Annotated in this window: 24 protein-coding genes and 1 pseudogene; 14 read left to right on the forward strand and 11 right to left on the reverse strand. The window is 60.1% G+C overall.

Features of this window, described 5'->3' with window-relative positions; translation table 11 throughout:
- Positions 1-256 precede the first annotated feature (256 nt).
- The 6 genes from J4G14_10555 (at position 257) to J4G14_10580 (ending at position 5,089) form a co-directional block, all read left to right on the forward strand.
- A complete protein-coding gene (locus J4G14_10555) occupies positions 257-565 on the forward strand; it encodes an antitoxin family protein (GenBank protein MCE2458239.1) in 309 nt (102 codons plus the stop codon).
- Positions 565-987 carry a PIN domain-containing protein gene (locus tag J4G14_10560; protein ID MCE2458240.1) on the forward strand — a complete coding sequence of 141 codons (423 nt, stop codon included), beginning with the start codon at positions 565-567 and terminating at the stop codon, positions 985-987. The genes J4G14_10555 and J4G14_10560 overlap by 1 nt, the downstream gene beginning before the upstream one ends.
- Before the next feature lie 76 nt (positions 988-1,063).
- Complete coding sequence (locus J4G14_10565) at positions 1,064-1,897, forward strand: thiolase family protein (GenBank protein ID MCE2458241.1); 834 nt, start codon at positions 1,064-1,066, stop codon at positions 1,895-1,897.
- A gap of 18 nt (positions 1,898-1,915) precedes the next feature.
- Positions 1,916-2,152, forward strand: a complete 237-nt coding sequence (locus J4G14_10570) for a hypothetical protein (GenBank protein MCE2458242.1) — start codon at positions 1,916-1,918, stop codon at positions 2,150-2,152.
- A 183-nt stretch (positions 2,153-2,335) separates the two neighbouring features.
- A complete protein-coding gene (locus J4G14_10575; protein ID MCE2458243.1) occupies positions 2,336-2,761 on the forward strand; it encodes a Zn-ribbon domain-containing OB-fold protein in 426 nt (141 codons plus the stop codon).
- Between the two features lie 381 nt (positions 2,762-3,142).
- Positions 3,143-5,089: a von Willebrand factor type A domain-containing protein gene (locus J4G14_10580; protein MCE2458244.1), complete on the forward strand. Its 1,947-nt coding sequence runs from the start codon at positions 3,143-3,145 to the stop codon at positions 5,087-5,089.
- A 72-nt stretch (positions 5,090-5,161) separates the two neighbouring features.
- On the opposite strand, the gene J4G14_10585 is transcribed toward J4G14_10580, so the two are convergent.
- Both J4G14_10585 and J4G14_10590 read right to left on the reverse strand, forming a co-directional pair.
- Positions 5,162-5,638, reverse strand: a complete 477-nt coding sequence (locus J4G14_10585; protein ID MCE2458245.1) for a transcriptional repressor — start codon at positions 5,636-5,638, stop codon at positions 5,162-5,164.
- A 131-nt stretch (positions 5,639-5,769) separates the two neighbouring features.
- A complete protein-coding gene (locus tag J4G14_10590) occupies positions 5,770-6,717 on the reverse strand; it encodes a nucleoside hydrolase (protein MCE2458246.1) in 948 nt (315 codons plus the stop codon).
- A 178-nt stretch (positions 6,718-6,895) separates the two neighbouring features.
- Between J4G14_10590 and J4G14_10595 the strand changes: the two genes are divergently transcribed.
- On the forward strand, positions 6,896-7,723 hold the full coding sequence (locus J4G14_10595; GenBank protein MCE2458247.1) for a hypothetical protein: 828 nt from the start codon (positions 6,896-6,898) through the stop codon (positions 7,721-7,723).
- Between the two features lie 176 nt (positions 7,724-7,899).
- Here J4G14_10595 and J4G14_10600 read toward each other — a convergent pair whose 3' ends face one another.
- The 4 genes from J4G14_10600 to J4G14_10615 all read right to left on the reverse strand — a co-directional run bounded on the left by J4G14_10600 (position 7,900) and on the right by J4G14_10615 (position 9,517).
- On the reverse strand, positions 7,900-8,298 hold the full coding sequence (locus J4G14_10600; protein MCE2458248.1) for a type II toxin-antitoxin system VapC family toxin: 399 nt from the start codon (positions 8,296-8,298) through the stop codon (positions 7,900-7,902).
- 2 nt (positions 8,299-8,300) lie between these two features.
- Positions 8,301-8,552 carry a type II toxin-antitoxin system prevent-host-death family antitoxin gene (locus J4G14_10605; protein MCE2458249.1) on the reverse strand — a complete coding sequence of 84 codons (252 nt, stop codon included), beginning with the start codon at positions 8,550-8,552 and terminating at the stop codon, positions 8,301-8,303.
- Between the two features lie 180 nt (positions 8,553-8,732).
- Complete coding sequence (locus J4G14_10610; GenBank protein ID MCE2458250.1) at positions 8,733-8,891, reverse strand: hypothetical protein; 159 nt, start codon at positions 8,889-8,891, stop codon at positions 8,733-8,735.
- Positions 8,892-8,926: 35 nt separating this feature from the next.
- Complete coding sequence (locus J4G14_10615; protein MCE2458251.1) at positions 8,927-9,517, reverse strand: hypothetical protein; 591 nt, start codon at positions 9,515-9,517, stop codon at positions 8,927-8,929.
- A 1,048-nt stretch (positions 9,518-10,565) separates the two neighbouring features.
- Here J4G14_10615 and J4G14_10620 point away from each other — a divergent pair.
- The 5 genes from J4G14_10620 to J4G14_10640 all read left to right on the forward strand — a co-directional run bounded on the left by J4G14_10620 (position 10,566) and on the right by J4G14_10640 (position 16,196).
- The gene (locus tag J4G14_10620; GenBank protein MCE2458252.1) at positions 10,566-11,306 is read left to right on the forward strand and encodes a Uma2 family endonuclease; all 741 of its coding nucleotides are present in this window, start codon (positions 10,566-10,568) and stop codon (positions 11,304-11,306) included.
- Positions 11,307-11,455: 149 nt separating this feature from the next.
- Complete coding sequence (locus tag J4G14_10625; protein MCE2458253.1) at positions 11,456-12,352, forward strand: SMP-30/gluconolactonase/LRE family protein; 897 nt, start codon at positions 11,456-11,458, stop codon at positions 12,350-12,352.
- A gap of 68 nt (positions 12,353-12,420) precedes the next feature.
- Positions 12,421-13,701, forward strand: a complete 1,281-nt coding sequence (locus J4G14_10630) for an FAD-binding oxidoreductase (protein ID MCE2458254.1) — start codon at positions 12,421-12,423, stop codon at positions 13,699-13,701.
- Positions 13,702-13,765: 64 nt separating this feature from the next.
- On the forward strand, positions 13,766-16,015 hold the full coding sequence (locus J4G14_10635) for an AAA family ATPase (GenBank protein ID MCE2458255.1): 2,250 nt from the start codon (positions 13,766-13,768) through the stop codon (positions 16,013-16,015).
- A gap of 13 nt (positions 16,016-16,028) precedes the next feature.
- The gene (locus J4G14_10640; GenBank protein ID MCE2458256.1) at positions 16,029-16,196 is read left to right on the forward strand and encodes a hypothetical protein; all 168 of its coding nucleotides are present in this window, start codon (positions 16,029-16,031) and stop codon (positions 16,194-16,196) included.
- A gap of 11 nt (positions 16,197-16,207) precedes the next feature.
- Here the strand turns inward: J4G14_10640 and ruvX are convergent, their stop codons facing one another.
- Both ruvX and alaS read right to left on the reverse strand, forming a co-directional pair.
- Positions 16,208-16,624, reverse strand: a complete 417-nt coding sequence (gene ruvX, locus J4G14_10645; protein MCE2458257.1) for a Holliday junction resolvase RuvX — start codon at positions 16,622-16,624, stop codon at positions 16,208-16,210.
- Between the two features lie 136 nt (positions 16,625-16,760).
- Positions 16,761-18,839 carry an alanine--tRNA ligase gene (gene alaS / locus J4G14_10650; protein MCE2458258.1) on the reverse strand — a complete coding sequence of 693 codons (2,079 nt, stop codon included), beginning with the start codon at positions 18,837-18,839 and terminating at the stop codon, positions 16,761-16,763.
- Between the two features lie 1,555 nt (positions 18,840-20,394).
- Between alaS and J4G14_10655 the strand changes: the two genes are divergently transcribed.
- Positions 20,395-20,748, forward strand: coding sequence for a type II toxin-antitoxin system HicB family antitoxin (locus J4G14_10655; protein ID MCE2458259.1), 354 nt, complete (start codon positions 20,395-20,397; stop codon positions 20,746-20,748).
- Positions 20,667-20,873 (forward strand): annotated as a pseudogene (locus J4G14_10660) (type II toxin-antitoxin system HicA family toxin). Before J4G14_10655 ends, J4G14_10660 begins: the two are co-directional and overlap by 82 nt.
- Before the next feature lie 337 nt (positions 20,874-21,210).
- On the opposite strand, the gene J4G14_10665 reads toward J4G14_10660, so the two are convergent.
- From J4G14_10665 to J4G14_10675, 3 genes are all read right to left on the reverse strand, one after another.
- Entirely contained in the window at positions 21,211-21,456 is a 246-nt protein-coding gene (locus J4G14_10665; protein ID MCE2458260.1) for a YgiT-type zinc finger protein, read from the reverse strand.
- Positions 21,457-21,458: 2 nt separating this feature from the next.
- The gene (locus J4G14_10670; GenBank protein ID MCE2458261.1) at positions 21,459-21,770 is read right to left on the reverse strand and encodes a DUF4258 domain-containing protein; all 312 of its coding nucleotides are present in this window, start codon (positions 21,768-21,770) and stop codon (positions 21,459-21,461) included.
- 184 nt (positions 21,771-21,954) lie between these two features.
- Positions 21,955-22,431, reverse strand: a complete 477-nt coding sequence (locus J4G14_10675; protein ID MCE2458262.1) for a hypothetical protein — start codon at positions 22,429-22,431, stop codon at positions 21,955-21,957.
- Between the last annotated feature and the right edge of the window lie 86 nt (positions 22,432-22,517).

A 22,517-nucleotide genomic window follows, 5' to 3' on the forward strand; every position in this document is an offset into this window, starting at 1 on the left:
TCTACAACGGGGCAGGCTCTGTGGAAGTGTGAATCTTACTCTGGACATTAGCGGAGTCTCTTGGTTTTGGTCTCTCTTAGTTACCGAAACCTTACCAAGTTTCTCCGCCCTCTTCTTTTCACACCGCCTGTGGGACGGTTACGGGGCGTTGCGTCAGGACCGAGGTGCTACCGGATCGTCTGGTAAGATCATCGTAGTGCAAATTGCTTAATCGAGGTATGGTCGCAGGCCAAATCACTCGCAGAAGGGATCTATGATGAACGCGAACGTAAAGGCCAGATACGAGAACGGCGTTCTCACACCTCTTGAACCTCTCGACCTCGAAGAAGGCGAGGAGGTGACTCTGAGTATCAGCGAACCAAATACGCTGAATAGGCAAGCGACTGAATCGGAAGGGCCAGAGAAGGAGCAGGCGACGTGTGAAGAGTCCGTTGGCGTGAGACTTCTCAAGATGGCTGAGAAGCTGCGGGAATCCGTTCCGCCAGAAGCCTGGGACAGCCTGCCAACTGATGGTGCGAAGAACTACAAACACTACCTGTACGGATCATCAAAAGAGAAAGACTGATGCATGTCGTCTTCGCGGATACAGGCTATTGGATAGCGCTTGCCTCCGGCAGAGACGAGTTGCGCCCTACCATTGTGCATGTAACTGAGTCGCTGGACGTGTCCATGGTGGTCACTACTGAGATGGTTCTGGTTGAGTTCCTCAATCACATGAGCAGAGGTGGAGAGTATGCGCGCACGGTTGCGATGGATATGATGATGGGGCTGCTAAGTGACTCCGATGTGGAGGTCGTTCCGCAAACCACGGCTCAATTCAGCGAGGCGTTGTCAAGATACGCCTCAAGGCTGGACCAAAGATGGAGCCTCACCGACTGCGCGAGCTTTCTAGTCATGGAGGAGCGCAACATAACTGAGGCATTAGCCTACGACCGGGATTTCGAGCAGGCGGGCTTCGTCTCTCTTCTGAGACGAGATCGAGAATGACACTGCCCCTTTGCTTCCACAGACATCCAACGTCGTATAGTACAATTCCAGAACTTCTATGGAGGAGGTTGGGCCTATGACTCTACGAGGAAGGGCGGCAGTTGTTGGGATCGGTGAGGTCCCGACACGCAGGCTCCTGGAGGGGCGCACCCTCTATGGCCTTTGCGCTGAGGCTGCCAAGATGGCTATCAACGATGCCGGACTGCGCAAGCAGGACATCGACGGCCTCGTGACGGATGGCGGAGCCGCGCTCGCCACGATGGCTGAGTACATCGACATCAAGCCCAACTTCGCCACCGGTGTCTCGATGCAGGGAGCCAGCGGCGCGACGGCAACCACGGTCGCCGCCAGCGCGATCAACGCGGGACTCTGTGAGACCGTGCTGGTAGTGATGGGCAACTCCAGGTCGTCGGGGCCTCCCGGTGGTGGCGCGTCGGTCAGGTCCGAGTGGGAAGAGCCGTACGGCATGGCCCCCGGCGCGGGCACCGGGTACGCGCTCATCTACAACCGTCACATGTACGAGTACGGCACCACGCAGGAACAGATGGCGAAGGTCGCATCAGACCAGCGCTTCAACGCTGTGGAGAATCCCAACGCCGTCTTCAACGGACAGACGGCGACCGTGCAGGACGTCATGAACTCCCGGTACGTCAACTACCCGCTGCGGCTGCTCGAGTGTGTGATGCCGTGCGATGGCGCGGCCGCATTGACAATGACGACCCCCGAGCGCGCGAAGGCGCTTCCGAACCGTCCGGCCTACCTGCTCGGATCCGGTCTGGAGCAGTCCAACGCCAACATCTGGCAGACCGACAGGATCACGACTACGCCCGTCGCCACGAGCGCGAAGCGGGCGTTCAACATGGCGGGGTACGCTCCGGGGGACATGCAGTTCGCCGAGTTCTACGATTGATACACCATCCTCGTGGCCGTGAGCCTCGAAGATGCCGGATTCGTTCCAAAGGGCGAGATTGGCCCGTTCTACGAGTCCACCGATACGACCTACAAGGGCTCGTTCCCGATTAACACCGACGGCGGGCAGCTCTCGGGTGGACAGCCCGGACTCGCCGGCGGATTCAGACACGTCATTGAAGGCGCCCGCCAGGTAATGGGCAAAGCCGGGGTCAGGCAGGTACCCCGAAACGACTTATGTATGGTGAATGGTTGAGGGGGCACGGCGAGCGAAATGTGCTCGCTGGTCCTCGGGTCCGAGGACACACTCTAGCCAAGACCTCAAGTCGTTAAGTTCAATAGATTCCCCCCTCTCCCTCTGGGTGAGGGGGGAATCTCGAATTCCTACCCCGTCGACACTCCTTGGTGCTAACGAGATGAACAAAGGGAAAGTCGAACCATGACCACACAGTACACCAAGCCCATGCCGGTCCCCATGAACCCGGAGCTGTCCAAGCCGTTCTGGGAGGCGACGAAGCGCCACGAGCTCGTCATGCCCCGGTGCAGGACGTGCGCCAACATCTTCTTCTACCCGAGGGAGCAGTGTCCGGTCTGCATGTCTGATGACCTCGGCTGGACGCGCGTCAGCGGCAGGGGACGGCTGTACTCGTACACCGTAGTGCACCAGTCGGCGCATCCGGCGTTCCAGCCTGAGACTCCGCACATCTACGCGATCATCCAGCTTAACGAGGGACCGCGAATGCCCTCCAATCTCATCGACTGCGAGATTGAGGACGCTGAGATAGACATGCCTGTCGAGGCCGTCTTCGACGACGCCTCCGACGAGTACACCCTGGTGAAGTTCAAGCCGGCAACCGACGTCTGATCGACTGACAGCCCGACAATCAATTCGCACATCTGGGGCGGACGAAAAGTCCGCCCTTTTCTTTTTCAGATCTCTGCATAACCTCCTCTCCCTCAGGGCGTACCGGGGTAGGTAAACCGACAATTTGTTCGTTCCCGGATCAAGTCCGGGACGGGCTCTGAGCTTGTCGAAGGACACCCCCGCCCCCTGGATTGCCGAGCGGCGAGCCACTTCGTGGGTTCCGGCCCCGTATCGGTGTACGGGGTGACGTTCCTTCGCCGGAATGACGAGTTTTCCTGAGATCTCAGATTATGGGAACAAACTCTGCATCTCGTTCGTCTGTACTTGTGAGACGGCCAGAAACGACCAACTGGCCGCAGTCTGATACAGGAGGACAATGAGATGAACATAACTACGAAGACCCTGCGGGATGCCGCGATGCCGAAGCTCGTACTGCTGACCCTCGGACTCATGCTGATGGCAGTCGTGATCGGATGCGGGACATCATCGGTGGACGAACCTGAAGCTCCTCAGGCCCCGGCAGCGGCTGCGCCTGCCGCACCCGCACCTGCTCCGCAGTCGGCCGCCGCACAGTCTCCGGCGCAGCCGGCAGCCCCCCGGCCTGCCCGGGTGCCCGCTGCTGCAGCCCCATCGGCACCGATGGCGGCACCAGCTCCCGCGCCTGCACCCACCTCAGCGCCTGCTGCAGCGATGATGGAGTCGAGCACCTCCAAGCAGCAGTCCGCGCCTGCTCAGGCTGCTCCAGCATCCGCTCCTACGGCTGCCCCGGCTCCGGCAGCAGCCCAGGCCGCACCAGCCGCCGCTCCTCAGTCTGGTGGAGGGCCTCCCATGCATCCGGGCGTGCCGCCGCAGGACCGGAAGTGGAGTCGTCACTACGAGCAGCAGACACCAGGCGCTACCACGTTCGAGGACTACCAGCGTTCCAGGTTTGTCTGGACCGAGGACGACGCGGTGTCCACGTTCAGCCTCGACACCGACCGCACCTCCTACCACCTCGCGCTGAACTGGGCACGCTCTGGTTACGAAGTAGACCCCGATTCCGTCAGGGCAGAGGAGTGGATCAACTCCTTCAACTATGGCTACGACATGCCCTCCAACCGCGACAGCTTTGCGGTGTCCACCGATGTCATGAAGCACCCACTCCAGGAGCGCACCTATCTGGTACGGCTCGGATTCCAGGCCCCTGAGCTTCGTGACGACAAGCCTCTCAACGTAACCCTGGTGCTCGATGCCTCAGGCTCGATGGGCGACGGCAACCGCGTCGACATAGCCCGCGAGGCCGCCGAGAGTATCCGCAGGAGCCTCGACAAGGATGACCGCATCGGCGTCGTTCACTTCACCACCGATGTTATCCACGGCTACACCGTCAAGCACCAGCGCCCCGACCGTGACGACGTCCAGTGGTCGATCAGCCAGCTAGCTCCGCATGGCAGCACCAACGTGCAGGCCGGACTCGATCTCGGCGTGAAGATGGCCCATCGTATGAGGAGAGAACGTCCCGACGCGTACAACTACATCATCCTGATGTCCGACGGTGTCGCCAACGTGGACGCCACAGACCCGTTCGCCATACTGGAGTCGGCCAGCGACCGTGACAGCGGCAACCCGCTCCGCCTCATCACCATCGGCGTCGGCATCAGCAACTACAACGACTACCTGCTCGAACAGCTTGCCCAGCACGGCAACGGGTGGTACAGGTACCTGAGCACTACCCCACAGGCCCGCGCCACCTTCAGCCGCGAGAACTGGCTCGCACTGTCAGTCCCGTTCGCAGACCAGACTCGTGCACAGGTGACGTGGGACCCGGCAATGGTAGCCTCCTGGCGCCTGATCGGGTACGAGAACCGCGTGACCTCAGACGAGTCGTTCACCGAGAACCGCAAGGAGTTCGCCGAGATTCCCGTGGGCGCAGCAACGACCGTCTTCTACGAAGTCGAGCTCACACACGAGGGAGAGTGGGCCGCCGAATCGAAGCAGATTGAGATCGGCGACGTCGCCCTCCGCTGGGTCACACCGGCGGACGGCCTGTCCAACAGGCAGCAGGGTGCGATCCTGGCTGATCTCTCGTCGGGGACGGACCCGCTGATGCAGTTCGGAGCGGTCGTCGCACTGGCCTCAGACCGCTACAGCAGCCTCCCATATATAGACGGCAGAGAATCCGGGTACGTGAGGGAAGAGCTTTCGACCCTGATGGAAGAGCTATGGCCACTTGAGTATGAGCTCGGCAACCTGGACTCGTACAGGGACCTCAAGTTCCTGCTCGGACACATCACCGACTCTCTGCCGGATAAGATGATCTCGACCAAGCCCAGCGGCTACAGCCAATAGGCAACCGCCTGTCCCGTACTCCGATACGGGGCTGGACATGCAAGAGGGGTGGTCCTTCAGGGGGCTGCCCTTCTAGTGTCGGTGACCGAATTCAGCGTCCACCGGCCAGCGGACGGGATCCTTGCAGTCGGTGCACGAGATGAACACCTCGAGCCGGTGCCCGACAATCTCCCCGGACACCTCCTGGCTGACGGCGCGGAGCAGACGCTCGATGGTCGCGTGCTTGAACTCCCCGATCGTGCCGCACCTCACGCACACTGTGTGATGATGGTGGTCGACGCGAGCGAGACTGTACCGTGGCGCGCCGTCCGGCATCGCCAGCTTGCAGATCACTCCTGATTTCTGGAGCAGCTTGATGGTGCGATAGACGGTAGCTCTGCCGACGGAGGTTAGCTCATTGCAGAGCTCCTCAGCGGTGAAGCCCTCGTCCTTCATGTCTAGCGCGGCGATCACGTGGCGTCTCGGCTCCGTGATCCTGTAGCCGCCATCCTCGAGAACGGCAAGCAGGTCTGGTCGTACAATTGGACGCTCGGTAGTTGAGGTTGTCATGGTGTGCGACTGATCCTATCTCCCGTTGGCTGCGAAGCGATTGGGGCTGAGGGGTGTACCAAAGCAGTTAATTGATACTAGAGTATCATTAAAGCGTCGCTCAGTCAATGCCGAAGCACCACGGAATCGCATTAACTCCCTAACCCGCTGACCCTCTCCACCCATAGCTCCGTGAGGCCCGGCACGTCAACGTCCACAGCCACAGCCGCATTCGCCGGGTTGTCCGTCTGGCCCTCGAAGTCGGCGACCGTCTGACCCTTGGTCATCTCACCGAGGTACTCCACCCTGACGTACCCATCCCGCATCGTGTACAGAGACGGAGCGATGGCGTAGCCCATAGCAGGAACGTCGTTGAACTGTGCGCCCTCGGGATTGTTCAGCCGGCCTCTCCGGTTGTACGCCTGCTGAATGAAAGCGACCGCGCCCTGCAGTAGTCGTGTTCCACGTGTATCCGCGCTCCACGTGCGGGCCAGTTGCTCAGGGCTGAACTCGACCTTGCGACACACGTCCAGGCCAACCTGCACGATTTTGGCTCCTGACTTGTACACCACGTTCGCCGCCTGCGGGTCGCCCCAGATGTTGGCGGTCGCCACCGGAGTCACGTTGCCCGGCACCGTGACTGCCCCGCCCATCACGATCACCTCGTCGATAGCGTCGACGATAGACGGCTCGACGTTGATCGCCAGCGCGATGTTCGTCAGCCTGCCCAGCGCGATCAGAGTGATCTCACCCGGCGAGGCCAGCAGCCGGTCGATGATCTCGACCACCGCGTTCTGGCTCTGCGCCGAAGTCGTCGGATCAGGGGCGTCCGAGTCGCCCAGCCCATCGCTGCCATGAATGTACTGCGCGAACGCAGGTTCCCACATCCCGAAAGGTATGCCGGATCCCGGGTACACCGGGATGTCTTCGCGTCCTGCTGCCTCCAGGATCCGCAGCGCGTTGATCGTGCACTTCTCGACCGACACGTTTCCGAACACCATCGTCAGCGCCTCGACCTGTAGCTCAGGGCTCCCCAGCGCAAACAGGATTGCCGCAGTGTCGTCGATCCCAGGGTCGGTATCAATGATTACTCTCTTCATTTGTGTTCCTTCGTGCCCTTCGTGGATAAATCTCATACTCTACCTGCAGACCCGACACACCCTCCACCTCAGGCCCCAGCTTATCAACTCACCACCAAGCTGATAAACTCAGACCGCGTTCGCGGCCACCCGCAAACCCAGTCTCTAGTCTCAACACCAAACCCAGGAGGCCAACCCCATGGACGGATACCAACTGAAGCAGAAAGTCCAGTCAGGCGGCGTCGTTTACGGCACTATGTTAAGCATGAGCCGAAACCCGCGCTGGACCAACCCAATGTCGGCGTTCGGGTTGGACTACGTGATCATAGACAGCGAGCATTCCCCTCGCGGACGCTCTGAGATGGCAGACTTCATCGCCGCGTTCTCGTTCAGCGGAGTCGCCCCTATCGTGCGTATCCCGATACCCGACTCCCACTACGTCACCATGGCTATCGACGCCGGTGCGCACGGCATACTCGCGCCTTACTGTGAGACCGTTGAAGAGGTCAAGGAAGTCGTCGCCGCAGCCAAGTGGAGGCCCCTGAAGGGCGCGATGGTCCGCAAGGTCATCGACACCGGCGAGTTCCCGTCCCAGGCCACGAAGGAGTACCTGGAGGCGCGCAACCGCAACAATGTCTGCATCATAGGCATCGAGAGCGTTGCCGCCATAGAGAATCTAGACAACATCCTCGAGGTCGGAGGCATAGACGCCGTGTTCGTCGGCCCGAACGACCTGAGCATCACGCTCGGCATCCCTGACCAGTACGACCACCCAGACTATGAGGCCGCGCTGCGCGAGGTAATCCGCCTCTGTCAGAAGCACAACGTGCCCAACCTGTTCCATCACCAGACCATAGAGCTGACCACCAAGTGGCTCAGGGAAGGCGTGCGCTTCGTGCTGTACAGCTCCGATGCCCGCACCATGCACAATGGCTTCCGCGAGGAGTTCGGCCAGATTAAGGCCGTCGGCGCAGAGATCGAAGGGGTAGCCGCCGAAGACGTAGGCGAGTCCGAAGAGGTGATCTAGTGGACTGCTCACATTGTCTTGATGGTCGGTGAACCGCACTTCGACAAGCTCAGGGCGACAGTGCAATCGCATTTAACCGCCTGTCATGCTGGGTAGAGTGAAACGGTGCGAAGCATCTCCCTGCTCAGGACGAACGATTGTGACCGTCATAACTGAATAGTCGATACATTAGCCGGTCACGGCAATGTTTGGAGACCTTCAGCTAGCGCGGCGCGGCTGAGCCTGCCGTCCAGCGTTGTCAATGCAGCTTGCCGTCGACGTGCCAACTCGAGGTAGATAGCGTCATAGAAGGACAGGTTGTGTAATCGTGCGAGTTCGAGTGCCTCTCCTAAGTCTGGGTCGGCATCGGTCCTTAATGAGAGTTCATCTAGTCCGGACAGGCGCTCGCGTATCTCGTCAGGAGTGATACGACCCCGACGCTCACCTATGAGAAGTGCATTGCGCACTTCCAAGTGCCAGTGTTGGGGAACTAGCCCGCCACCCTCTATGACTTCTCTTAACGCAGCGTCCGCCCGCGCGTCTGACTCATCATCGTATACCCATGTCACTGCGACAGATGCATCTACGACGATCAAGGTCAGAACCGATGCCCTTCGTGCCTGGCAGCAAGAATCTCCTCAGTGGACATATGAACTGGCCTCCAGCTTCGTCGCATCTCCAAAAATCTCTCTACGGCTTTTCTCCGCTGCTCCCTCTCATCGTCCTCAATGGGGACGAGTGCTGCGACCTTCTTGCCGTTGCGCGTGATCGTAATCGACTCGCCACGCTCGACGTCTCGAAGCAGCTCAGCAAGCCGAGCCTTTGCCACTGTCGCCTGGACTTCGCGCATGAACCTCTCCAAGTGGTTACTATGACCAGTTAATCATAGCACTGCTTTGCAGGTACTACCCAGCCTCGGGTGGAATGACGAACTGCGAATACCTACCTGTGTTAGTCCCCGGATCAAGCCCGGGGCAGGCTGTGAGGGAGAGGGGCCGTTACCCTGAGGGCCGGTGAGCTACTGAAGCGGTCAGTAGTGGTAGTCGTTGGGGTCGAAGTCGAACTCTTTGGGATTGCCGTGGACCTCGCACTCGGGGTCCGGGCAGTCTGAGTACGTTCTGGCGTACTCCTCGTCGTGGATGGCGCGGTAGGGATCGAAGTTCGGGTCTTCGCATCCATCGAATGCCATCAGGAGATCGGAGTCCAGGTAGAACGGTTCGGAGTCTATTCGGAGTCTATGTAGATGGGTTTGACGACGCTTGCAGGAGACTCCTCTATCTGCGACTCAGGTTCGTCCAGGGTCACTGTCTCGTTTGATAGGACCGACCGTCCTTCGACAGGCTCTGAGCCTGCCCCGGACTCGATCCGGGTACGAACGGGCGCGAGCGAACGGGAAGATGCAACTCGCTGGTGTGTCTTGTGGTTCGAGCGTCGGGGCGCGGATGAACCTGGAGGCTTGGGCAGCGGTCTGCTCTGATACCTGCCGAATCCACGGTTGAGAAGCTCCCTGGCTGCCGACACGCGATGCCCGACGTTGATGCCTTCCACCTTGCCTTGCATGACCTCTATGAGGAACAGGCACATGGCACGACCGTCGTCGGTCTTGGACCTGATGAGCTTGGCCAGGTCTGGGTCGATAATGACCCACACCCTGTCGTCGTGGTCGGCCGTGGAGGTGATGGGGATGTTGTCGGCGATGAAGTCGTCGGCGTCATCGTATCCGTAGATGATGAGAAGCCTGGCTGCGGTGAGCCTGTGACTGATCTTGGCGCCATCAATGCGCCCGTTCATCACGTCGATGAGGATGCCAGCCATGTCTCGGCCGTCGTTCGTATTGTCTCTGATGAATTGTGATAGGGACATTGTCTGTTAGCTGGGAGTGGTATGCTCTGGTGGAGATAATAGTACATCTGTTCTGTAGGAGTCAAGGGGGTTGGGTCGAGGAGTGAGTGAAGAGGAGTGAGGAGTGAGAGTCGGCCCCTGAAGCACGTGGCCAGCCAATCCAGGGCGGGCTACTGATAGAGGCCACTCCGAACGCCCGTGTTATCATCTGACCATCGCCACCGCGTGAGCGGCTTCGCTGGAGGCAGCATATGACTACTCGACACGTACCCAAGACGGGTCGGATGACATAATCCGAAGGTGCAGCGAATCACTGGGGCTGGAGGTACACTGGGACAGCGACACATTCCGCTTCTGGGATCCCACACTAGGAGAGTACCTACCTGACCTGACAGAGACTAAGGCACAGTGAGGCGCCGAGGAGCGCGTGAGATAGTTGGAGTCCGAACTCAGGCACTTGCGGCCAGGCGGCTAGACGATCAGGCTCCGTGGAGTAGTCCGTACGATATTGGACCCGGACCGCAGATTCGCTTGGACCACGTTCAATATTCATCCAGAGTAGCTTGCGAATAGCCAGAGAGAAATATAGCCTTATGATGATCCTAAGCTGGAAGGCAGCGTGGAGTCGTAACTTAAATGACGAACGAGCACTCCCCATCCTTAACGTTTGCGGACATGTTCTGTGGAATCGGTGGATTTCATGTAGCTGCTTCGCAACTGGGAAGACGTGCGCTTCGTGCTGTACAGCTCCGACGCCCGCACCATGCATAACGGCTTCCGCGAGGAGTTCGGTCAGATCAAGGCAGTCGGCGCAGAGATCGAAGGCGTAGCCGCCGAAGACGTAGGCGAGTCCGAAGAGGTGATCTAGGCAGACTTCCAGAGTCCGATCTGGGGGTAGGGGCGATGAGCCTCTCAATGGATCGACCAATCCAAAGGGCATACCTACTCCCGGGCTGCCTGAAGTGCCCGTGTTATCATTTCTACATCGACACTGCGTGAACCCCTCCACTGGAGGTATCACATGACTACTCGACACGTACCCAAGACGGGTCGGAGTGAGCCGCTCACACGATTGCCCGACCCTCCCAAGCCGCCGGACGCCATGCAACAACTTCCTCATGTGTCTAACGCCTATGTGATACTTAATGACTACTTTCGTCACCGCACCGACGTCTTTGTCGGCGGTGACGGCTATCTTTGCTACGACGCCAGCGACCTCAGACGTGCGCCCAAGCCGGACTGTTTGGTCGCGTTCGAAGTCAACGTACCTCCGGTATCGATCACAGAGGCCAACGGCTACACAATCAGTGAAGTGGGAAAACCACCTGACTTCGTACTAGAGGTGGCTTCTGAGAGCACAGGTCGCCGAGATTACACGGTTAAGCGAGAAATGTACGCCTCCTACCTGGTACGCGAACAATGGCGGTTCGATCATACTGGTGGACGGTACCACGATGCCCCACTCGCAGGTGACCGCTTGGTGGATGGACGGCGGTATGTCCCAATCTCTATCGTGTCTGAGCCGGGCGGCCTGCTTCGCGGAACCAGTGAAGTTTTGGGCCTCGAACTGCACTGGGACCGTGGCATGCTCAGGTTTTGGGATCCTGCCAGTGAAGAATACCTGCCCGATCTAACCGAAGCCAAAGCCCAACGAGATGCTGAGGCTGCTGCCAGACGAAGCGCAGTTGCCCAGCGTGATGCTGCCGAGGAGCGGGTGAGGCAGTTGGAGTCCGAACTTCGACGGCTTCAGCCAGGCAACTAGCCCGAAGGGTGCAGAAACTGAACTGCCTTTCGGCGACAACCCCGCCCCTCGTTGGGAGTCTTCAAACCTGTCATAATGTCTTCCGACGGCACAGATAGGTCGGCAGCTATAACTCGAATGCTGCCAGTCAGTAGAGAGGAAGAAGTACATTGGCCTGGAATTTCACGAATGTAAATGGACCGTACGGAGGCACTTCAGAAGGACCTGCCTGGGATGGCAGCGGCCTGCTGTTCACCGTGATCCCGTACAGCTACATCATGCGCTACGATCCCGAAACACGCACTTCGACCATCTACAAGGAAGGCACCAACAACGCCAACGGCCTGATGCTCGACACCAACGGCACGCTCTTCGCCTGTGAGGGCGGAGGACGTCGCGTCGTTCGCTACGAGGACGACGGAAGCGCAACTGTGCTCGCAGACGGATTCGAGGGCCAAAAGCTCAATATCCCCAACGATCTCGCGATAGACCATCAGGGCAGGGTGTGGTTCACCGACCCCTTCTACGAAGGCGCCGGGGGAGCATGGTCGAACGACCGCTCCAACAAGGAGCTCGACCACGACTCTGTGTACAGGCTAGATTCCCAGGACGACGGCTCGTGGTCCATCAGCCGCGTGACATTCGACACCACGCGCCCCAACGGCCTGCTGTTCTCGCTGGCCTATCACACGCTGTATGTGGCCCAGAGTGGGCGTCTGCCGGAGGAGAAGCGCGAGCTGCGCGCCTATCCGGTCAACGACGACGGCAGCCTCGGCGACGGCGAGGTCATCCACGACTTCGGTGAAAACAGGGGCATCGACGGAATGTGCCTCGACATCGAGGGCAATATCATTGCCACTGCCGGCAACCGTGCCGGCGGACCGGGCCCGATGATCTACGTCTTTTCGCCGTCAGGCGAAGTGCTCGAGACGCATCCGCTGAACGTCGATCAGCCGACCAACTGCACCTTCGGCGGCGAGGACCTCTCAACTCTGTACGTCACCACTGGTCAGGGACACCTGCTCCGTGCCTTCACTGAGAGGCAGGGCAGGCTTCACTACCCGTAACGATTTGCCGGAGCGCGGGCATCTCGCCCGCACGTTAGCCTTCGTCTCTCTGCGACGCATATTCGATAGTGCGGACGGCGGCATACGCGCTCGCAAAGATCATTCACCAGGACACGCCAAATATGCCGGACGTGGAAACGCTCATAATCGGCGGTGGAATCGCGGGAGCTTCCACCGCCCTCTATCTCGCAAGACTGGGGGGTGCCGTCGCGCTCCTCGAACGCGGTGAGATAGCCTCCGAGGCGTCCGGCGCCAATGCCGGCCAGATCGGGGCAACCGGCTGGGGCGACGTCCCCGACCTCGGCGCCTATCTTACGATGGGCAGCCTGCAGCTTTTCAAGGAGCTGCAGCTCGACCTTGGATACGACATCGAGTTCAGGCAGTCCGGGTCGCTTACTGCCATCCACACTCCCGAGCAGTATGACTACATGCGGGGGCGAGTGGACGCGCAGAGGAGCCACGGTCACCAGGTCGAGCTGATCACACCCCGCGAGGCCCGCTCGCTAGATCCCGAGATCAACCCAGAGATGCTTGGATACATGCACACGCCGCTCCGGGCCCAGGCCGACCCTGTAAAGGCCACCCGCGCCTTTGCCCGTGCGGCATCGTCAGCCGGAGCGCGCATCCTGACGAATCACGCCGTCACTGGCATAGAGCCAACGTCTGATGGCGGATACGAAGTTGCCACCAGTAATGGTAGGGGCCGGTTTGAAACCGGCCCTTACAGGTGTCAGTCTCTCGTGATCGCCGCTGGCGCATGGTGCGGACCGCTGGGCGAGATGCTGGGGCTGCGCATCCCAATCGTCCCCGTGCGAGGGCAGATGTGGGCCACCGAGAGCCTTCCGCCCAGCGTATTCCAGACGATGTCCTCAGCCGAGTCGGCATATGCCTACAGCATGGACGACAGATCTGACGCTAACACGCCGCCTGAGCTCACACACCGGGGCAACACCCGCGTAACGCGTCACCTGTACGGTCGTCAGCGGCGCAACGGCGAGATAATCTTCGGAGGGGACCGTCAGCTAGTCGGTTACGACAAGACCGTTGAACCCACCGGTATCGAGGTCAACAAGGGCCACGCGTCCGAGGTGATCCCGATGCTGTCCTCACTGCCTATCTCTCGGACATGGGCTGGGCTGATGCCATTCTCTCTCGACGGTGAACCGCTGATCGGCAGCATCCCCCGGCGCGACAACCTGTACATCGCAAGCGGCCTGGCGAGCTCAGGCTTCGGCAGAGGCCCGATGACAGGCAAGCTTCTCGCTGAGTTCATCCACACCGGTCACAGACACCCGGTACTGGCCGAGTCCGACCCCGCACGGTGCGTCACAGAGATTGATACAATTTAATCAATAGCGGTAGCACTCTAGACTAACCGTTATGTGAAGAAGCACCTCGACGACGTGCGAGTGAATGAAAGTCGGCCAAGTGTCTGTTGAGCATCTGAAAGTACCGGTTGAGCGCCTCGCGCCGTTCTGCGACCCGAGCACCCTCGGCTTCAAGACGACGGCCGAAGTCGAGCCCCTGGATGGGACGATAGGGCAGGAGCGCGCAATCAGCGCGCTCGAGATGGGGCTGGAGATAGACGCGCCCGGATTCAACGTGTTCGTATCCGGGCCCCTGGGTACGGGACGTAGCTCCGCGCTCAGATCGTACCTGGACAGAATTGCCCCCGGCAGGCCGAACCCGCCGGACTGGGGCTATGTTCACAACTTCCAGGAGCCGACCCAGCCGGTCCCGATAAGCCTTCCGTGCGGCATGATGCGAGAGCTGCGCGACGACATGGACCAGCTCATCGAGACGTGCCGTGCCCGGCTGCCAAACGCCTTCGAGAGCGACGACTACACACGTCGCGTCGAGGAGGTGATGGTCGAAATCCAGCAGAGGCGCCAGGCTGTCAACGAAGACCTCGAGTTCCAGGCGCGAGCTCGGGGCTTCACCGTCTCGACGACGCAGGTTGGCATAACCCCCGTGCCGCTGCACCCCGATGGTCGTCCTCTGACGCAGGACGAGTTCGGACAACTCTCGGACTCCGAGCGCGACCGCCTGCGCGCGTCGGCAGACGAGATCCAGCGTTTCATCTCGCAGACGACATCCGAGTTCCGGCGAATCGACAAGGAGGCCAACGAGCGCAGGCTCGCGGTGGATGCCGATCTGGTCCGATTCACGCTCACTCCCATCGTCGACGATCTGCAGGATAAGTACGCGGACCATCCCCACATTGTCGGATACCTCGACGACGTTGAGGACGACATGGTCCACAACACACAGGCGTTCAAGCCGGAGGCAAATGGCCGACCTGGAACGGACGACGGTAGCGCTCAGGCAAGAGACAACTTCTTCGCACGATACAGGGTGAACGATCTCATCGACAACGCGCTCTGCAACGGGGCGCCGGTGGAGTTCGAACCGAATCCCAGCTACTACAACCTGTTCGGTCGCATCGACTATCGCGCAGTTGCCGGAATGATGACCACAGATCACACGATGATCAGGCCCGGCGCGATACATCGCGCCAACGGGGGATACCTGGTCATCCAGGCCAGGGACCTGCTCAAGAGCGGACTCGTGTGGGACACGCTCAAGCGCGTGCTGTGGAGCGAAAAGATCAGGGTCGAGAACATCGGAGAGCAGGACACGCCTCTTCCAACCACCTCGATGCGTCCCCAGCCCATTCCCGTCAGCGCCAAGGTGGTGCTGGTGGGCACGCCCGGCATCCTGAACGTGCTTCGCAGTTCGGACGAGGATTTCAGACGCTACTTCAAGGTGACCGCTGAGTTCGACAGGACGATGGAGAGGACGCCGGAGAACCTGTCACGCTATGCGTCCTTCGTCGCCTCGGAGGTCGCGCAGAACGACCTGCGTCCGTTCGACAACTCGGCAGTCGCGGCGGTGCTCGACCACTCCAGCCGTCTCGTCGGCAACCAGACCAAGCTGACGACGCGGTTCATGAGCGTATCGGACGTCCTGACCGAGTCCGACTACTGGGCGAGCAAGTCAGGCTGCGACACCGTGGAGTTGGGACACGTGCAGGAGGCACTGCAGCAGCGCGAGTACCGCGCAAGCCTTGCCGACGAGAGAATCCGCGAGTCGATCGAGAACGACACGATTCGCATAGATACCCAGGGAGAGGTCGTGGGCCAGATCAACGGCCTCGCCGTGTACCACCTGGGCGAGCACAACTTCGGCAAGCCGAGCCGGGTTTCGGCGCGGGTCTCAGTGGGCAATGGTAGGGTCATCAACATTGACCGCGAGGTTCGAATGAGCGGTCGCATCCACAACAAGGGCTTCCTGATCCTCAACGGCTACCTCCAGGGCAAGTACGGCAGGAGCAGACGGCTGTCGATGTCGGCCTCAATCACCTTCGAGCAGTCATACTCGCAGATCGAAGGCGACAGCGCGTCGTCGACGGAGCTGTACGCGCTGCTCTCCGCCCTCTCAGGACTGCCCATCAGGCAGGGGATAGCCGTCACAGGCTCGGTCGACCGGAGGCGCAACTCCGAAGATCGAGGGCTTCTTCAAGGTCTGCCAGTCGAGAGGGCTCACCGGCAGTCAGGGCGTGATGATCCCGAAGGACAACGTCCGCAACCTGGTGCTCAACGCAGACGTGGTCAAAGCGGTCAGGGACGGAGAGTTCCATATCTACGCCGTCTCGACCATTGACGAAGGTATTGAGGTGCTGACAGGATTCGAGGCCGGAGAGTTGAACGGCGATGGCGAGTATCCTGAAGGCACCGTCCACCACCTGGTCGAGCAGCGACTCAGGGAGATGGCACGGCGTGACAGGCGGCGGGATCGCGAGTCGTCCGACTCGGACTCCACGGACTCGAGCAACGAGGACTGACGCAGAGCTACCTACCGTCGAGAGTCCAGGTACCCCTGCAGGATGACCGCGGCGGCTGAGGAGTCGATGCGGCCCCTGTCTCGGCTGGAGCGTCGACCCTGACCACGGTCAGAGTCCGTCAGCAGCCGTTGCGCCTGTACCGTCGACAGCCGTTCGTCCATCGTCTGTACGGGAATGTCGGTGGACGATCTCAGCTCCCTGATGAACTGGCGTACCTTGCCCGCCTGTGTGCGGCTCTCGCCGGAGAGCGTCAGGGGCAAGCCCACGACGATTGTGGCAGCCTTGTTTTCCTTCGCGGTCTGGATGATGTCCTGGACGTCGGTCGGGCTGCGGTCGACGTGGCCGAGCGGCGATGCGAGCAGACCGGTGGGATCGGAGATGGCGAGGCCGACTCTGCTATCGCCGACGTCCAGCGCGAGGACTCTCACAGGTTGTCCCCTGACAGGGGTGGGTAAACCAGTAGATCGTTCGTCCTGAGCTTGTCGAAGGACGCTCCACCCCTGGGTTCCCGCTTTCGCGGGAATGACGCTTTGCGAATGCCCATCCCTGTTAGCGGCCTGTCGCTCAAGACGCGGCGGCCTCGCGGACGAGGCCTGGGACTTGGGCGAGCGCTTCGTCGAGCTTGGAGGCGTCTCGGCCTCCGGCCTGGGCGACGTCGGGTCTGCCGCCACCGCCACCACCGACGACCTTGGCTGCGCCGCGTGCGATATCGGATGCGTTCAGGCCTCGACTATCTATGAGGTCTCTGGTGACCATGGCCACCAGCATCGGCCTGTCGTTGACGACTGCGCCGAGCACCACGACTCCGCTGCCGAGCTTGTCGCGCAGGTAGTCGCCGACCTCGCGCAGCGAATCAGCGCTGGCCGCTGCTGCGTGGGCCGACAGCACAGTGACTCCGTCGACGTCTTGAGCCTGGGTGAGCAGCCCTTCGGCTGCCTGTAGGGACAGGCGCCGCTCCATCGCCTCCTGCTCCCGCTGGAGGTTGTCGAGCTCGGCCATGAGCGACTGTATGCGCTCCTCGACCTCGGCGGGCGAAGCCTGGAGAGTCTGCGCGACGCGTTCCTCGCGCTTGAACCGGTCCCAGACCATGCGCTCGGCGGCGCGGCCGCTGGTGGCCTCGATGCGCCTCATGCCTGCGCCGATGCTCGATTCGCCGAGCACGTATACGGCACCGACCTCGCCGGTGCGGTCGACGTGAGTGCCACCGCAGACCTCAAAGCTGAAGGTATCGCCGTTGGCGATCTCTACGAGTCGCACACGCTCGTCGTAGCGGTCGCCGAAGAATGCGAGCGCGCCGCGTCTGATCGCCTCCTGGTATGTGTCTTCGTCCCTGAGGATGCGGGCGTTCTGCCTGATCTTCTCGTTGACCAGGAGCTGAACCTGCCACATTTCATCGTCGGTGACTGCCTGGACGTGAGTGAAGTCGAAGCGTAGCCGGTCAGGTGCGACCAGCGATCCGGCCTGCCTCACGTGCAGCCCGAGCACCTGCCTGAGAGCGGCGTGCAGCAGGTGTGTCGCGGTGTGGTTGCGGGCTGTGTCCTCGCGTCGGATCGGGTCGACGTTGGCGTCGACGGTCTCGCCGAGGCTCACCGAGCCGGCAGTGACCTTGCCGAATTGGACGATCAGGCCGGGCATCACCTCCTGGGTGTCGGTTACGGCCATTCGGCCGTTGTCGCCTGATATGTCACCAGCGTCGCCGATCTGACCTCCGCCCTCTGCGTAGAATGGGGTCTGGAGCAGGACGATCTCGACGTCTTGTCCCTCTGAGACCTCGTTAGCGACCTCATCGTCGGCTATGAGTCCGACGACGACCGTGGACGTCCTCAGCGACTCGTAGCCCAGGAAGGCGGTGCCGCCGACTCCGAGGCTCTCGTAGACGCGGATCTTGGCCCTGTCCTCGCCGAACTGCGCTCCGGCACGCGACTGCTCGCGCTGTGCGGCCATCTCGCGCTCGAAGCCCTCCATGTCGATCTCGACATCGTTCTCGGCAGCGATCTCCTGGGTCATTTCAACGGGGAATCCGTGAGTGTCCCACAGTCTGAAGACCACGTCGCCTGCTAATACGTCAGGGCTGGTTTCCAGAGTCTCCGAGAGGATCGAGTAGCCGTTGTCGAATGCCTGCTGGAAGCGGTCTTCTTCGAGTCTGAGCACGGTCTTGATGAAGTCGCGGTTGTTGACGAGCTCAGGATAGATATCGCCCATCTTCTCTATGGTGACGTCGGCGATCTCGCCGAGGAAGTTGCCCTCGATACCGATGCGTCGAGCATACCTGATGGCTCGCCGGATGACGCGGCGCAGCACGTAGCCCCGGCCCTCGTTGGCAGGCACCACGCCATCTGCGATCAGGAATGTCACGCTTCGGCCATGCTCCGCCACGACCCTTATGCCGTACGTCGACGCGTGGTCCTCGCCGTAGGTCTTGCCGCTGATGCGCTCGACCTCGGCGACGATGGGCGTGAACAGGTCGGTCTCGTAGCAGGTATCGACGCTCTGCAGGATCCTGATCAGGCGCTCGAAGCCCATGCCGGTGTCCACGCTCGGCGCGGGCAGGTCGGTCCTGGAACCGTCGAGGTGGTGGTAGAACTGCATGAACACCAGGTTCCACAGCTCGACGTAGCGGTCGCAGACGTCGCCGTTGTCCATGAGTCCTCGAGGCAGCCGCGCCCCTCACCGTAGTCGTAGTGGAGCTCCGAGCACGGGCCGCACGGCCCCTCGTCGCCCGCAGGCCCCCACCAGTTCTCGTCGTCGCCATAGCTGTACACACGGTCGCGCGGAATGCCTTTCGCGACCCACAGCTCGCGGGTCTCGTCGTCAGTGTCGTGTATAGCGGCAGCGAACTTCTCCATTGGCAAGCCGTAGCCCTCGGTCGTCAGCTCGATGGCGAAGTCGACGGCTTCCTTCTTGAAGTAGTCGCCGATGCTGAAGTTGCCCAGCATCTCGAACAGGGTGTTGTGTGTGGCGTCGCCGACCTCTTCGATGTCGGGAGTGCGGAAGCACTTCTGCGACGTTGTGAGCCTGTGGTTGGGCGGTTCTGCCTCGCCGGTGAAGTACGACTTGAACTGCACCATGCCAGCGGAGGTGAACAGCAGGGTGGGGTCGCCGACGGGAATCAGGGATGAACTTGCCATCCGGCTGTGCCCCTTCGACTCGAAGTAGCCCAGGAAGGTCTCTCGTATCTTCTCGCTTGTCCAAACGTCAGTGGTCATTGTCTTTCTCTACTCATCCAGGTTGGTCTTGTGCGAGGTATCCCTCAGTTCGGATGCGACTCACGTATAACACAGGTCGGCCCCTAGAGGGAAAGCGAAAAAGGGGAAGGGGAACGCGATGGTTACTCTCGCATCCCCAAGCCTGCGCCGGGGCAGGCTCTCGGAGATCACGCCGCCACAAGGCGGGGAGTCGCCGTTGGCGAACCCGCCTGTACACACCTCTCAACCCCGGATCGGGTCCGGGGCATGCCTTTTGGATGTCTCCGAATCAACGCAAGCACTCGTGACAGCATTCAGTACGCGTGGATTTTATGTGAGGGGTTTGTGGAGTGTCAATTGGAGGAGGGTGTTTCCCACAGCGGCATCGCCGTGGTAGCCTTCGCGTAATCAGGCTCCCCGCTTTGCAGTAGGGAAGACCTGATTACTTGGTGTTACTGACGTTCTTGCGATACTTTGCGAGTGTAGGCGGGTTCATGTGGGCACCCTGTGCACTCTTCTCGATACCTAGCTAGCCTCTAGGTGTACACAAGGCTCCTTCTGTTGCCAATATTCGCATTTGCATTCTTGTTCCTTGCCACCTCTCTCGCCCTCTATGCATTGATCATTGGTGGTAGTAGCCTGCGTGGTGTTCCTAGAGCTGTGGGACTGTTTGGGTTCTTAAGCGCCGTTATCGGACTCCTTCTTGGTGTGGGAGTTGTGAGTGACCTGAATGCACTTGGTGGATTATGGTCTGATCCGATCATGAAATTGCCTATCAGAGTGTTAATGTCTTTGTATGGGCTTGCGTTGGTGTTTGCGTGTGTCTGCTTCGGAGTGATTGCAGCTGACAGGAACGCGTATTGGCTGCGGCCCGGGGCAAAGAGGCGGCGATCTGATGAATAACTGTGACGGTCCCCTTGTAGTATCACTCAAAGATGAGTTACTACGTAACCCGTGCTACTATTTTGTCATCCGTACTGGGGTAGTCTGCAACTGCTCACAAGGACGTTTCAATGAAAAACTACAGGTTTGTGTGTAAGATCCTAGGCCCTTCGGAAGAGACTGAAGACAAGTATCTTGCCGAGATCCCCGCGATGCCTGGTTGTCGAGCATGGGGCGACACTAAGGCAGAGGCGCTGGACTATGTCCGAAGCGTGGCGATCGCATTCCTCGAATCGTATGAGGAAAACGGTGACGAACTTCCTCCCGGCGTGCTGGCTGCGGAAGTAGTCCAGACGGAGCCATCTCAGGATACAGCCGATGAACTCCTGGTTTCTGTGCGACGTATAGGGAACTCACAAGGAGACTCGGGGAGTTTGGATGTAGTTTCGAAAGGCAAGCACGCGGCTCTCACGAAATATGGGTAACCACCAGCGATACCTCTAGGAAGACCACAATACCTAACTGGGGAAGCCGCGATCTGAGGGCAGGCACAATATTGTCTATCTTGCGAGATCTCGGGATAGACAGGCGAGATTTCCTCGGTCAGTGACCCTCACAAACGAAAAAGGAGCCGGGAGAAGTCCCGGCTCCTACCATTCTGAGGAACTGGTCTTTGCTTGTCCGTGGTTAGGCCTCTCCGAGGCTCCTGCGACCACCTGGTCTGCTGGGTGGTAGACTAGGACCTTTGGTAGGGACTTCTTTAGATGGCCGAGGAAGGCCGTCAGGATTCCGTTGTCCTCTGCGCCCCAGTCGACGTAGAACCCGGTCGTCGCTCTGAGCACTGGATATTCGAGTGGCGAGGGCAACTTACTAGGAAGGCTCTGGCTCGCGGGGCGCATCCAGAGATCGTGATGAGCTTCGGGAGTTGACTTGGCTGTGTAGCCTGCTCAGACAAGGACTCGGAACGATCTTCCCATCGGTTCGAAATCTTCGACTTCCTGTGCGCTGAGTTGCTTTGCGATCCGTTCGAGTAGGCGCACCGTGTCGGGGTCAAACAGGCGCAGACCGCAACGCAGACACACTTCGGCCGGGACAGTTACCTCTGCGAAGTTGACTCCGCCCTTTACGAGCTCCTCTACACGCTTGTCGACAAGTTCTCCGGCACATGTGGGACACTTGTGGAGTAGGGGCAATGTTACCTCCTTCTTGTGCGCGAGTCGTGCCAACGCTCAGGGTCGGGGCGGTACGTGGTGACTAGCACCGCAACACTGGTGGAACGCTCGTAGGCCCAGACGCTGTGGACCGGCTCCCCATTGGGAAGTTTACCGTAGATCAGGGAACTGGGGTGCGGCCAGTCATCGGGATAGTCCTCGATAATCTCGCCAGTACTAACTGTGTGTACTATTTCATCGAACGATAGACTGTCTGCCATAGCTTCTATTCGAGCGTGGCTTGTTATCCTTACGCGCTGGTGCCGAATTGATTCAGATATGTCCTCAATGTTCAATTAGAGCAGTCCAGGGAGGGTCTCAGAAGCAGTGACTCTGGTTTGGAACTGATCTTATATCATAGGCCCAGAGACTCGGACTGCTTCAGCCTTGGTGGGAATACGAAACAGGAGCCGGGATCTCTCCCGGCTCCTACCTTTCTGAGGAACTGGTCCTCGCTTGTCCGTGGTTATGCTTCCGAGGCTACTGGGACCACCTGGTCTTCTGGGTGGTAGACTGGACCTTGGGTAGGGACTTCTTTAGATGGCCGAGGAAGGCGGACAGGATTCCGTTGTCCTCTGCGCCCCAGTCGACGTAGAACCCGGTCGTCGCGGTGACGTTGGAGTAGCCTTCCTGGGTGCCTGCTACGTCGATTTCCTCGTCGTTACCCTGGATGGCGTCGCTGAAGCCCGTCTGCTGTCCGCCGCCCCTGGGTGTGCCAGTGTCCCGCGTGTCGAGAGCGAAGTCCTCGCCCTGCTGGATCCCAGTTGCGAGGGACTGCTGGCCGAGGCTGACATCGTAGTCACGCGCTCCGACCGCAGAGACCCTGTTGCCCCGCAGCCCGATGAACGCGATCATCAACATGAGCAAAGCGACCGCAGGGATGATCAGGAGCCTGTACGAGAAATACCGTCCGATTGCCTGTGCTATGAGTTCGCTGTCTGTTGTCTGCCCGGCCATTTCATCCCCTCTTTCTGCCGCCCTTGAATAAGGTCAGCTTAATTTTATGACTCTCTATTTATAACTATAAGTCGTGTTATAAGGAG

This window comes from Dehalococcoidia bacterium, assembly GCA_021295915.1.
Lineage (GTDB): Bacteria > Chloroflexota > Dehalococcoidia > Lucifugimonadales > UBA1123 > VXRN01.

Excerpts from the sequence above, each read along its gene's own strand:
- J4G14_10565 (MCE2458241.1), top strand. The coding sequence starts at position 1,064 with ATGACTCTACGAGGAAGGGCGGCAGTTGTTGGGATCGGTGAGGTCCCG.
- J4G14_10575 (MCE2458243.1), top strand. The coding sequence starts at position 2,336 with ATGACCACACAGTACACCAAGCCCATGCCGGTCCCCATGAACCCGGAG.
- J4G14_10610 (MCE2458250.1), bottom strand. The coding sequence starts at position 8,891 with ATGGCATTCGATGGATGCGAAGACCCGAACTTCGATCCCTACCGCGCC.
- J4G14_10555 (MCE2458239.1), top strand. The coding sequence starts at position 257 with ATGAACGCGAACGTAAAGGCCAGATACGAGAACGGCGTTCTCACACCT.
- J4G14_10675 (MCE2458262.1), bottom strand. The coding sequence starts at position 22,431 with ATGGCCGGGCAGACAACAGACAGCGAACTCATAGCACAGGCAATCGGA.
- alaS (MCE2458258.1), bottom strand. The coding sequence starts at position 18,839 with ATGGACAACGGCGACGTCTGCGACCGCTACGTCGAGCTGTGGAACCTG.
- J4G14_10620 (MCE2458252.1), top strand. The coding sequence starts at position 10,566 with ATGACTACTCGACACGTACCCAAGACGGGTCGGAGTGAGCCGCTCACA.
- J4G14_10605 (MCE2458249.1), bottom strand. The coding sequence starts at position 8,552 with ATGCGCGAAGTCCAGGCGACAGTGGCAAAGGCTCGGCTTGCTGAGCTG.
- J4G14_10595 (MCE2458247.1), top strand. The coding sequence starts at position 6,896 with ATGGACGGATACCAACTGAAGCAGAAAGTCCAGTCAGGCGGCGTCGTT.
- J4G14_10615 (MCE2458251.1), bottom strand. The coding sequence starts at position 9,517 with ATGGCTGGCATCCTCATCGACGTGATGAACGGGCGCATTGATGGCGCC.
- J4G14_10590 (MCE2458246.1), bottom strand. The coding sequence starts at position 6,717 with ATGAAGAGAGTAATCATTGATACCGACCCTGGGATCGACGACACTGCG.
- J4G14_10585 (MCE2458245.1), bottom strand. The coding sequence starts at position 5,638 with ATGACAACCTCAACTACCGAGCGTCCAATTGTACGACCAGACCTGCTT.
- J4G14_10580 (MCE2458244.1), top strand. The coding sequence starts at position 3,143 with ATGAACATAACTACGAAGACCCTGCGGGATGCCGCGATGCCGAAGCTC.
- J4G14_10635 (MCE2458255.1), top strand. The coding sequence starts at position 13,766 with ATGAAAGTCGGCCAAGTGTCTGTTGAGCATCTGAAAGTACCGGTTGAG.
- J4G14_10560 (MCE2458240.1), top strand. The coding sequence starts at position 565 with ATGCATGTCGTCTTCGCGGATACAGGCTATTGGATAGCGCTTGCCTCC.
- J4G14_10655 (MCE2458259.1), top strand. The coding sequence starts at position 20,395 with ATGAAAAACTACAGGTTTGTGTGTAAGATCCTAGGCCCTTCGGAAGAG.